8 protein-coding genes are annotated in these 11,378 nt (G+C 61.3%); 3 read left to right on the plus strand and 5 right to left on the minus strand.

Features of this window, described 5'->3' with window-relative positions:
* Positions 1-17: 17 nt before the first annotated feature.
* The 4 genes from ATO9_RS13395 to ATO9_RS13410 are packed head-to-tail and all read right to left on the minus strand — an operon-like array spanning position 18 to position 3,938.
* Positions 18-818 carry an ABC transporter permease gene (locus ATO9_RS13395; protein WP_043749677.1) on the minus strand — a complete coding sequence of 267 codons (801 nt, stop codon included), beginning with the start codon at positions 816-818 and terminating at the stop codon, positions 18-20.
* The gene (locus ATO9_RS13400) at positions 815-1,669 is read right to left on the minus strand and encodes an ABC transporter permease (RefSeq protein ID WP_043749679.1); all 855 of its coding nucleotides are present in this window, start codon (positions 1,667-1,669) and stop codon (positions 815-817) included. The genes ATO9_RS13395 and ATO9_RS13400 overlap by 4 nt, the downstream gene beginning before the upstream one ends.
* A complete protein-coding gene (locus ATO9_RS13405; protein WP_052418307.1) occupies positions 1,656-2,744 on the minus strand; it encodes an ABC transporter ATP-binding protein in 1,089 nt (362 codons plus the stop codon). Before ATO9_RS13405 ends, ATO9_RS13400 begins: the two co-directional genes overlap by 14 nt.
* 60 nt (positions 2,745-2,804) lie before the next feature.
* Positions 2,805-3,938: an ABC transporter substrate-binding protein gene (locus tag ATO9_RS13410; protein ID WP_043749682.1), complete on the minus strand. Its 1,134-nt coding sequence runs from the start codon at positions 3,936-3,938 to the stop codon at positions 2,805-2,807.
* A 229-nt stretch (positions 3,939-4,167) separates the two neighbouring features.
* Here ATO9_RS13410 and ATO9_RS13415 point away from each other — a divergent pair, with 229 nt between their 5' ends.
* Together ATO9_RS13415 and ATO9_RS13420 are read left to right on the plus strand one after the other, a co-directional pair.
* Positions 4,168-5,160 (plus strand): phosphotransferase enzyme family protein, encoded by a 993-nt coding sequence (locus ATO9_RS13415; RefSeq protein WP_238318751.1) that lies wholly within the window; start codon positions 4,168-4,170, stop codon positions 5,158-5,160.
* Complete coding sequence (locus ATO9_RS13420) at positions 5,157-6,479, plus strand: aspartate aminotransferase family protein (protein WP_043749684.1); 1,323 nt, start codon at positions 5,157-5,159, stop codon at positions 6,477-6,479. The genes ATO9_RS13415 and ATO9_RS13420 overlap by 4 nt, the downstream gene beginning before the upstream one ends.
* Here ATO9_RS13420 and ATO9_RS13425 read toward each other — a convergent pair.
* On the minus strand, positions 6,472-7,251 hold the full coding sequence (locus ATO9_RS13425) for a DeoR/GlpR family DNA-binding transcription regulator (RefSeq protein ID WP_238318753.1): 780 nt from the start codon (positions 7,249-7,251) through the stop codon (positions 6,472-6,474). The two genes, ATO9_RS13420 and ATO9_RS13425, sit on opposite strands and share 8 nt — an antisense overlap.
* 308 nt (positions 7,252-7,559) lie before the next feature.
* On the opposite strand from ATO9_RS13425, the gene ATO9_RS13430 reads away from it, so the two are divergent.
* Complete coding sequence (locus tag ATO9_RS13430; RefSeq protein WP_043749687.1) at positions 7,560-11,366, plus strand: beta strand repeat-containing protein; 3,807 nt, start codon at positions 7,560-7,562, stop codon at positions 11,364-11,366.
* The last annotated feature ends 12 nt before the right edge of the window (positions 11,367-11,378 follow it).

Raw genomic sequence — 11,378 nt, forward strand, 5'->3', positions numbered from 1 at the left:
CGATCCCTTTCGTAAAATCAATCGGTTGGACGCAGGCGCCGGATCGCCCACGCAAGCAGTAGTGCGCCGAGAACCAGCACGGCAGAGGTCAGAACGGTCAGCATCCCCACGGTCGGCACCAGCGGCGAATAGCCCGACACCATCTTGGCAAAGAGCCATTCGGGCAGCGTGCTGTCCGCCCCCGTGGTGAAAAGCGACAGCGGGAAGTTCCCCCAGCTGAGGAGGAAGGCGAAAAGCCCGGCCGAGGTCACCCCCGGCATCAAGAGCGGGATCGTCACCTCGCGCAGGGTCTGCCATTGGCTGGCCCCCATGTCGCGGGCCGCTTCCTCGAGTGCGGCGTCGAAGGAAAAGGCGCGGATCGACACGATCAGCGTGGCGATCGGGGCGATCCAGACAAGGTGCGCGACGATGGCTGTCTTCCAGCTGGGCACGATGTCCAGCGCGTTGAACCACATCAGCAGCGCCAGCCCCAGAACGGTCTGCGGAAAGAAGATCGGCAGCAGAATAAGCTTTTGATATGTCTTGCGGAACCGCCAGCTGTAGCGCGCGAAGGCCAGCGCGCCGAAGAACCCGATCACCATGGACAGGATGGTCACCAGCCCCGCCACTTTCAGCGAGATGATCAGCAGGTCGCGCACCGTGTCCGAGGTCACGGCCTCTTCGTACCAGCCATAGGCGTAGCGGCGGATCGGGAAGGACAGGTAGCGCGCCTTCGAGATCGAGGCGAGCCCGACCGACACCAGCGGCAGGTAGAGGAAGGCCAGGATCAACACGCCGTAGGCGACCAGCAGGCCGGATCTGAACCGCGTCGTCTTCATGCCTTGCGCCCCATCATCTTGTCGAGGTCGGCCTTGGAAATCGCCCAGATCGCCACCGTTCCGATGATCGCGATCAGGACCATGGCCAGCGCCGATCCCAGCGGCCAGTTCTGCCCGTAGGTGAAGGCGGTCTGCACCTCGTCGGCGATGGTGATGATCGCGCGTCCGCCCAGCAGCTTGGATTCAGCCATGGCGCCGGCGGCCAGAACGAAGGTCAGAAGCGAGCCGACCATGATCCCGGGCATGGCCAGCGGCAGGTCGATCTCCTTCAGGATCTGCCAGCGCGTGGCGCCCAGGTCATAGGCCGACTGACGCGCATCATCGGGCACCATGGCGATGCCCTGCGCCAGCGGGAACAGCATGAAGGGCAGGTAGACATAGACCAGGCCGAAAACGATGATCGGCCCGTTATAGAGCGGCGCGTCGAACCCGACGCCGGTCCAGTGTCGCCAGTAGCCCTCGATCAACCCGCCCTTCATCAGGGTCAGGACCCAGCCGAAAAGGCGAATGTTTTCAGAGACAAACAGCGTCATGACCACGCCGATCGTCAGGACCAGGGTGAACCGTTTGAAGACCTTTGCCATGCCGAAGGCCAACGGCCAGCAGATCACCAGCAGGATCAGCGTGGCGACGAACGCCATGAAGAGAGACCAGGCCACGGATTTCCAGTAGCCCTGCTCCAGCACCGTGCGGTAGGCCGAGAAATCGGGCATCTGGGTCAGGCTGAACACCTTTTCCGGCATCGCCGAAAACGCCGCGACCAGGCAGATCGGGGCGAGGAATGCGAGGAACAGGAAGATCGTCAGCGGGGCCGAATAAAGCAGCCCGAGATTGCGCTCACGCCGCTGCATTCGGGGTGTCCTCCGTGCTTTGGGCATCGGCAATCAGGTGCGCGGCCTTCAGGTCGCAGCCAACCGTCAGGCTGGCGCCCACCCCACCGGGCACGGCGTTTTCGCGCAGCACCTCGACCCCCATTTCGCGGCCCGATGCCAGGGTGATCCGGTACTGCACGCGGGAGCCGAGAAGGTATTCGGCCTCGACCACGCCTTCGAAGGACAGGTCGGCGCTGTCGCCCTCGCCGAGGCGGCGCAGGCTTTCGGGGCGGATGGTCAACGTGCCCGTCTGCCCGGCCAGGCTGGCGCCGGCGCTGTCGGACATGGTGACATCGCTGGCCGTGCCGTTCACGAGATCGAAGAAGTTCACCTCGCCCATGAACTCGGCGACGAAGCGGGATTTTGGCCGGGCGTAGATCTCCTCCGCCGGGGCGATCTGTTCGAAATGCCCGGCCTTCATGATTGCGATGCGGTCGGACATGACCATCGCCTCTTCCAGCGAATGGGTGATGTAGATGAAGGTCTTGCCGGTGCGGCGGTGCAGGTCCTTCAGCTCTTTTTCCAGCGTCTTGCGCAGCCGGTAATCCAGGGCGGATAGCGGTTCGTCGAAGAACAGGATCTCGGGGTCGAAGGCCAGGGCGCGGGCCAGGGCGACGCGCTGTTTCTCACCGCCTGAGCATTGCTGGATGCGCTTGGAATAATAGTCCCGCGGCAGGCGCAGGGTGTCGAGCAGCTCGAGCGCGCGCTCCTTGCGCTTGGCGGGGGCAACACCCCGCAGCTTCAGCGGGAATTCGATATTCTGGCCGACGGTGCGATGCGGGAACAGGGCCAGCGACTGGAACACCATGCAGGTCGGCCGCTTGTTCGCGGGCACCACGTCGATCCGTTTGTCGCGCAGCCAGACGGACCCGTCGGTGGGCTCGTCCATGCCCACGAGAATACGGATCAGCGTCGTCTTGCCAGAGCCGGAGGGGCCGACAATGGCCAGAAACTCCCCGTCGTCGACGTTCAGGTCGATGCCGTGGAGCGCGGTGAAATTTTCGAAGGTCTTGGTCAGCGCATTGATGCGCAGAATGGGGGTCTTGGCGGTCATTGGGTCCGTCGATCAGGTAAAAGCGCGGCCGCCCGAGGGGAAACAGGCGGCCGCAAGGGATCAGCCGCGGCGCAGGACGGTGTAGATTTCCATCAGCTTGTCGTAATCCGCGACCTCGTCGTATTCGACCGAATTGGCGCTTTCCTCTTCCAGCGAGTCCCACTGGATCGCGTCCAGTTCATCGCTGTCCCACATGGCGAAGACGTCCGGATCGCCCATCTGCGCGACCGGGTTGTAGGTGCCTTCGGCAAAGCCCACGGCCTTGGCGATCTCGGGCTTCTGCACGAATTCCAGGAAGTCGGCGGCCAGCGGGCTGGGATCGGGGTTGTTGACCAGCGAGGTCAGCTCGGCCCAGACGACGCCGCCCTTGCCGTCGATCGGCCCGGATTTCGGCGTGATGCCACGGATCTGGGTCATGCCGTCCAGGCGCGCGGGCGATGCGGTATAGGTGCCGCCGGTGAAATAGGCGTCGATCTCGCCGTTGATCAGCGCGGTGTTCATCGCCACGAGGTCGTCCGACATCAGCTTGGCCCCGGCAAAGATCTTGGCCGCGGTGTCCTCGAACGCGGTAAAGCCGGCCTCGTCCAGGGACTCGAACGGGTTCAGGTCCGCGGTCAGGCACATGTGCATGATGTTCCAGTTGTCATAGGTCAGGATGCCGAAGCGATCCGCCATGTCCGGCTCCAGGAACAGTTTCCAGCCCATGTCCTCGGCCATTTCGCGGCTGATCTTGTCGGTGTTCACCACGAAGGAGAACGGGCCGTAGCGCTGCGGCATGCCGATCAGCTCTTCATCCTCGGCGAAGGCCAGCGGATAGGGCGGGTTGCCGTATTCCGGGGTCATCTTCTCGAAGAAGGGCATGAAGCGCTCCTTGTCGAGCGGCTTGATCAGGCCGGCGGGGTACAGCTGACCGCGCGCCCAGGGCTGGTTGAGGTTGATGAGGTCCCAGACATTCACCTCGCCCGCGCGCAGCTTGTTGATCATGTCGGGGTCGGAGGTGCCGGATTCCGCGCGCACGGTGGCGCCGGGGTTCAGATCGCGGAACGGGCCCAGCACGTCATCGGTATTGTAGCCCTCCCAGCACAGGATGTTCAGCTCGTCAGGCCGTGCGGCCAGCGACATGGACGGCTTGAGCAGGGAGGCGGCGCCTGCGGCACCCAGACCTGCGGTGAAGGACCGGCGGGATAGTTTCATGGTTGGCTCCATATCTGTCGGACGCACGGGAACAGGCCCCGCGCCTTCAGGAAGGCCCCGCAGGCAAGGCTGCAGAACCGGCTATCTTGTCATGCTTGGCGGCTCGAAATGGTCGCCTTGAGGTCAACGGTTCCAAAAGATTTCTGCGCTTGCAAGAGAAATGTTGCAAGTCGCAGATTTTTTGTTTTACTGAGCAGGAAAGTGACGTTGCAGTGAGGAAAATTTAGCCGTGCTCTACCAGGAAGATTTCATCGAACGGCTGCAGGCTGGGCTCAATACGCTCCTACCTTACTGGAATTTATCGAAAAAAACTGACCTGAAATTGCTGACCGTGTCCGAGAACGCGACATTCATCGCCCGTGACCCGGATCGCGAGAACCCGGTAATTCTGCGAGTTCACAGACCAAACTACCACAAACCCACAGAAATCGAGTCGGAACTGGCCTGGATTTCTGCGCTGCGGCTATCGGGCGCCGTCGACACCCCCGCGCTGATTGCGACGCGCGAAGGCAGCTACCTGACATCCTTCGAGGATGGCGCCGATACCCGCCATGTCGTGGCCTTCGAATTCATGACCGGAGAAGAACCCGACGCCGATGCCGCGCTGGTGCCGGGCTTTGCCCTGCTGGGCGAGATCTCGGCCCGCCTGCACCGGCATGTGGAGGGCTGGGACAAGCCCGAAGGCTTCACCCGCAAGACCTGGGATTTCGACAGCGCCTTCGGGCCCGAGCCACTATGGGGGGATTGGCGCGCCGCACTTGGCCTGACGGCCGAGGGCCAGGCGGTGCTGGACAAGGCCCTGACCAAGCTGGAAGACCGCCTGACCGCCTACGGCAAGGGCGCAGACCGTTTCGGCCTGATCCACGCGGATCTGCGACTTGCCAACCTGCTGAAGGACGGCGACCACTTGGGGGTGATCGACTTCGACGATTGCGGCTACTCCTGGTTCATCTACGATTTCGCCGCCGCGATTTCCTTCCATGAACTCAACCCGATCGTGCCCGACCTGCAGGCCGCCTGGCTTGAGGGTTACCAGAAGGTGCGCCCGCTGAGCGCCGAAGATATCGGCATGATCCCCGATTTCATCTTCTTCCGCCGCCTGCTGCTGACCGCCTGGATCGCCAGCCATTCGGAAACCGAAACCGCGCAGGAGGCCGGGATGGCCGATTACACGGAGGGCACAATCGCCCTGGCCCGGACCTACCTGGAGAGCGGCGCATGAGCCGTGCAACCGCATCGGGCCAGGTGCGCCAGATCCTGGACATGAACGCCTTCCGCCCCGGCGATACGGATGCCGAAGCCGTTGAACGGCGGCTGGCCAACCTTGGCGCGGCGTCCGTCCTGTTCTACCGCGAACCGATCGAGATGGTGTCGGCCGAAGGGGCCTGGATGACGGCCAAGGACGGCACCCGCTACCTGGATTTCTACAACAACGTGCCCTCGGTCGGGCATTCCCATCCCCGCGTGGTCGAGGCCGTGTCGCGCCAGATCGCGCAGCTGAACACCAATACCCGCTACATCGTGTCGGTGGTCGACGACTACCTCGAGGCCCTGAAGGCCCATATGCCCGACAGCCTGTCCAACGTGGTGATGACCTGCTCCGGCAGCGAGGCGAACGACCTTGCAATGCGCGTCGCGATGGCCGCGACGGGCGGCACCGGGTTCATCGTGACCGAAACCGCCTATCACGGGAACACGGCGCTGGTGACGGAGGCCTCTCCGTCGGCGCTGAAGCGCGGTAGCCTGCCCGAAACGGTGATCGCCATCCCCCCGCCCAGCGTTCAGCATTCCGGCGAAGACATCGCCGGCGGCTTCCGCCGCAGTGTCGAGATGGCCCTGGCCGAGTTTGCCCGCCGCGGCATCACCCCGGCCGCGTTGATGGCGGATTCGATCTTTTCCTCGGACGGGATATTCGCCGATCCCCCCGGGTTCCTGTCAGAGGCGGTCGACGCGATCCGTGCGGCCGGCGCGCTGTTCATCGCGGATGAGGTCCAGCCGGGCTTTGGCCGGACGGGCGATGCGTTCTGGGGCTTTGGCCGCCACGGCATCACGCCCGACATGGTCACGATGGGCAAACCGATGGGCAACGGGTTCCCGATGGCCGGCATGGCCGTGCGGCCCGATCACCTGGAACAATTCTGCGCGGATGTGGGCTATTTCAACACGTTCGGCGGCAACCCGGTGGCCGCCGCCGCGGGCAAGGCCGTGCTGGACGTGATCCGCGACGAAGGCCTTCAGGAAAACGCCCGCGACACCGGCGCCCTGCTGCTGGAGGGGCTACGCGACGTGGCCCGTGCCGATGCGCGGGTCGCCGATGTGCGGGGCGCGGGCCTGTTCATCGGTGTCGACCTCGCCGAGGAAGAGACCGGCCGCCCCGACCCCGACCTGACCGTGAAGGTGATCGACGGGATGCGCAGCCGCGGCGTTCTGATCGGCGCTGCGGGCCGGTATGGCGCGACGCTGAAGGTGCGCCCGCCCCTGTGCCTGAAACGCGAAGAGGCCGAGCAATTCGTCGAGGCGTTCAAGGGCGCGCTCAGCTGACCAGCAGGCGGACCTCGTTGCGGTCCAGCACCTTGGCGAGCGGCCCCTCGGGGGCCTTGTCGCTGATGATCGTGTCGATATCGCTCCACCGTGCGTAACGGGCCGTGGCCATGCGGTCGAACTTGCTGTGATCGGCCACGACGAGGTTCTGGCTGGATTGCCGCAGCATGGTCGCATAGACGTCTCCGGCCTCGATCAGCGCGTCGCTGGGGCCGTCAGGCGACAGGGCAGAGGCCCCGAGGATCACCCAATCGGCGGAATAATCCTGCAGGAACCGGATCGCCTGAGCGCCGTGCATGGCCCCCTCCCCTGCATGGTATTCACCGGGCACCATGAGGATGCGGATCGTCGGGTTCTGGGCCAGCGCGGTCGCCACGGCAAAGCTGTGGGCGATAACCGTGATGTTGCGCATCTCGAAGGCCATGCGCCGGGCGACGGTCGCAGTGGTGGCGCCCGATCCCATCATGAAGGTCTTGCCCTCGGCCAGTTCCGGCACGGCGCGGCGGGCAATCGCCTCGCGCTCGCTCACCAGCTGGCGTTCACGATGCGACAGGACAGGTTCGTTGCCTGCCCGCAGCATCGCCCCGCCATAGGTCCGGCTGATGAGTCCCTGTTCGGCCAGCTCCTCCAGATCGCGGCGGATGGTTTCCGTCGTCACCTCCAGCCGGCTGGCTAGCGCCTTGACCCGGGTGGTCGGCTCATCGGCGAGGATCGACAGGATCTCGCTGCGCCGCCGGCTTTTCTTGGACAGTTTTTCGACGCTGTAGGGCAAGGCGGGCTCCGACCGAGATAGATGACTTTACGCCCCAACAACGAAGAGGCTGCCTTCGGAACGCCAGTATTTGGGATATTACGCAACCACTTAGCAGCGATCAACACGGGCAAATGCCGCGGGGAATTTACAAATATTTCCAAGGGGATGGGCCACGCCACGGTTTTTCATTCCTAGGCTTGATAGGCGCTGGTTTCATTGCAAAGGCCACCAACAGCAGCACGAAGAAATCGATGCAAACATGACACACATCAATTTATGCGAATGCGTTATCTGCCAAAATTGGGCGAATGGCAGAGGAGAGTCATATGACCACCACTACGGTTACCAACATCTACGACGAGGTGTCCGGGGATGACATCCTGCCGGGCACGGGCGGTCGAGATCGGTTGGTCGTCAACTTTACAATCCCAAACGAAGGCATGTCCGTTGTCGGTTTTGCCGGAAGCGTCGGCACAGGCTATTCTGGCATGTTCGATGGTCCGTTGAACAACAACGTGTCCTTCTCAGGATTCGAGGATTTTTCTTACTACAGCTTCGTCCACGGAACCGACTACATTGTTACCGGTGATGGGGATGATATCATTTCGACCAACGCCGGGAACGATACGATCCTGAGCGGAGGCGGTATTGACCAGGTTGATGGTGGGAGCGGAACCGATATCTGGGGCGCCCAGTTATCAAATGTCACCAGTAACCTCGCATTCAACCTCAACGAAATTTCGACCTACCTCGGAGCCGGCGTCGTTCAGAATGTAGAAGGATTGAACCTGACAACGGGCAGCGGCAACGACTCGGTGACGGGGCATGAAAACGCATTCACCAACGACGAACTCGCGACCGGCGACGGCGATGACATCGTCACTATGCGCATTGCCTACACGGACGATATCCGAATGGGGACTGGTGATGACACGTTAATCCTAACAAACGCGCTCGGCCTTGGTTTCGGAGACACCTCCGTCGTTGGCTTGACGCTGGATACAGACGGGTATCGCGGTCTGTTTGACGGCTATCTCGGAAACAACCTTTCTTTTAGTGGTGTCGAACATTTCTCGTTCACCGATATGAGCGAAGGCAACGACTACATTCAATTCGGGACTGGTAATGACAGTATCGATGCGAGGGTCGGCAACGATACCATCGATTCCGGTAGCGGCTTCGACACGGTCAATGGTGGTGACGGAATCGATCGTTGGAAAGCCGATCTGAGTTTCCTCGACCTTCCGGTGAATATCAATCTGAACGGCCCGTCTAGCTATCATGGCGCCGGGTCTGTCCAGAATGTCGAGTCGATGATCCTGACCACTGGTGGCGGAAACGACACCCTTACCGGGCATCAGACATCAAGCCAGTACGACCATATGTTTTCCGGCGGGGGAGACGATCTGTTGACCCTATGGGTCGGCGGTGACGACATCGTAGCGGCAGGGTCCGGCGATGACCGCCTAATCGTAATTAACGACCTGCCGACTGGATTGGGAGGAACCCAATCAAGCGCCTTCGCGCTTGGAGCGGACGGTTATTCCGGTTTGCTCGACAGTTATCTTGGCAACAACATTAGTTTCTCCGGGATCGAGCATTTCACGTTTACCGATGAGAGCGGCGCTTGGGACAATATCCAGACGGGGTCCGGCGATGACAGCCTGACCACAGGTATCGGCGACGACACCATCTCTTCCGGAGGTGGCCGCGATACGATCGACGGCGGCGTCGGCACGGATCGTTGGGACGCGAACCTATCTGTCGAAACAGACGCTGTCGTGATCGACCTGAACGGACCGACCACCTTTCTCGGGACCGCTTCGGTAAAAAATGTGGAAGGCTTCCGGCTCCAGACCGGGTCCGGCAACGACATCCTGACGGGGCATGAGACATCTCACGTTTCAGACGCCGTCGATGCGGGGAGCGGCGACGACCTGATCACGCTGCGTTTGCGCGGCAATGATACGGTCGCTGGCGGGGCGGGGAACGATCACTTGGTTGTCATCAACAACCGTTCAAATGCCGAGGGCGGCACGACCGTTTCCGGTTTCGCGCTGGACAGCAACGGCTATTCCGGGTTGTTCGACGGATACCTTGGAAACAATATTTCTTTCACAGGGATCGACCGGTTCTCTTTCCTAGACTTAAGCGACGGGCATGATCGGATCGTCACAGGGGCGGGGAACGACTCGCTCAATACAGGTGGCGGCAATGACACGATCCTGAGCGGAGCTGGTGAAGACACGATCGACGGCAGCGCTGGCGACGATCATTGGACAGGCGACTTGTCCGCCGACACCCTGGGCCTGGATATCACCCTGAACGGTTTGACCTCGCTGGTCGGCGCCGGAACGATGCGCAACGTCGAAGGCTTCGACGTCACTGGTGGATCAGGCAATGATCGGTTTACCGGGCACATGATCGCCACGATGAACGATACTGTTCGCGGCAATGGTGGTGATGACGAAATCATCCTCTGGCTGAACGGGAGCGACAGTGCCAATGGCGGCAGCGGATCAGACCGATTGGTGATTGACAATTCGCTGAACGCGGGAGGTGTAACGGTTTCAGGTTTCGAAACTGATGGTTCTGGATATTCCGGGCTGTTCGACGGTTATCTCGGGAACGATATCGAATTCAGCAACATTGAGCACTTCACCTATTTTGGTAGCAGCACTGGATCAGACAATATCCGTACCGGTGACGGCGATGACAGCCTGTTCGGAGGTTCTTCGGACGACACCATCGACAGCGGGGCCGGTGATGACACTGTCGATGGCGGTGAGGGCGTGGACCTCTGGATTGCGGACCAGTCTACGCACACCGCCAGCCTGATCGTCGATCTGAACACGGTATCCGCTCTGCCCGGTGGCGGCAGCGTCCAGAGTTTCGAACGGATGGACCTTGCCTCGGGCAACGGCAATGACACGCTGGTCGGGTACGAAGGCGCGACTATCAAAAAAAGCAACTTGCATGATCGCATTGTTGCTGGTGGTGGCGACGATTTCATCTCTCTCTGGATGGGCGGAACAGATTATGTCGATGGTGGGAGCGGCGATGACAGGTTGAGCGTCGTCAACGAACTCGGCTCGGCTTTCGGTGGAGTGTCCACGGTCGGGTTTGAAGAAGCCGCCGACGGTATTTCTGGAATGCTCGACGGCTATCTCGGAAACAATCTATCCTATTCCGGAATCGAGCATTTCAGCTTTCTCGATCTCAACGAAGGCGCTGACCATCTGCAAACAGGGCGCGGGAATGACAGCCTTATCGCCGGCGGAGGCAATGACACGATAGATTCTGGCGCTGGTGCGGATACCGTGGACGGGGGTGCCGGGATAGACCTGTGGTACGCCGATCAAAGCGAAACGGTCACACCGATAACCATCGACCTTAATGGCTTTTCGGATTTGCCGAATGGCGGCAGCGTCGTTAATTTCGAAGCCTTCCGCCTCAGTACCGGAGGGGGCAACGACACCCTAACCGGTCACCAGTTTTTGAGCGGGTCCAACTACCAGCAATCGGATTCTGTGACGTCCGGTGCAGGGAACGATCAGATCAAACTTTGGCTCGGCGGCGACGACACGGTCAATGGCGGCTCCGGAATAGATACACTGTCCGTTCTCAATGGCCTCGGGTTGGGCGGGATCAGCTTGCACGGATTGACCCAATCCGGCGATGGCTGGTCTGGATTGATCGATGGGTATCTGGGTCACAACATACATTTCACTGGCATCGACCGCTTGGTCTACAGCGACTTGTCCAACGGACATGACAGCATCGCTGGCCTTGCTTTGAGCGACGAAATCGATGCTGGAGGCGGCAATGACACTGTCAATGGCAGGGCTGGCAATGACACGTTGATCGGCGGCTCTGGCAACGACATCTTGAAGGGCGATGCAGGCTTTGACCGGCTGGAAGGCGGCTCTGGCGCTGACACCATGGAGGGTGGCGAAAACGGCGACTTATATCTGGTGGATAATGCAGGCGACGTCATCATCGAAACACTCGAAACGAGCGGGGTCGACAAAGTCGTATCAACCGTCGACGTCACCCTTTGGGAAGGAATCGAGACGCTGGTTCTTGCCGGTTCGCTAGGGTCAGGATGCATTGATTTCCCCCACAGCGCGTGATTCACGGCTCCG

This window comes from Pseudooceanicola atlanticus (genome assembly GCF_000768315.1).
In the GTDB taxonomy this organism is placed as follows: domain Bacteria; phylum Pseudomonadota; class Alphaproteobacteria; order Rhodobacterales; family Rhodobacteraceae; genus Pseudooceanicola; species Pseudooceanicola atlanticus.

What these genes read in the sequence shown, in the direction of transcription:
- ATO9_RS13395 (WP_043749677.1), bottom strand. Translation starts at nt 818, where the DNA reads ATGAAGACGACGCGGTTCAGATCCGGCCTGCTGGTCGCCTACGGCGTG.
- ATO9_RS13420 (WP_043749684.1), top strand. Translation starts at nt 5,157, where the DNA reads ATGAGCCGTGCAACCGCATCGGGCCAGGTGCGCCAGATCCTGGACATG.
- ATO9_RS13405 (WP_052418307.1), bottom strand. Translation starts at nt 2,744, where the DNA reads ATGACCGCCAAGACCCCCATTCTGCGCATCAATGCGCTGACCAAGACC.
- ATO9_RS13410 (WP_043749682.1), bottom strand. Translation starts at nt 3,938, where the DNA reads ATGAAACTATCCCGCCGGTCCTTCACCGCAGGTCTGGGTGCCGCAGGC.
- ATO9_RS13400 (WP_043749679.1), bottom strand. Translation starts at nt 1,669, where the DNA reads ATGCAGCGGCGTGAGCGCAATCTCGGGCTGCTTTATTCGGCCCCGCTG.
- ATO9_RS13430 (WP_043749687.1), top strand. Translation starts at nt 7,560, where the DNA reads ATGACCACCACTACGGTTACCAACATCTACGACGAGGTGTCCGGGGAT.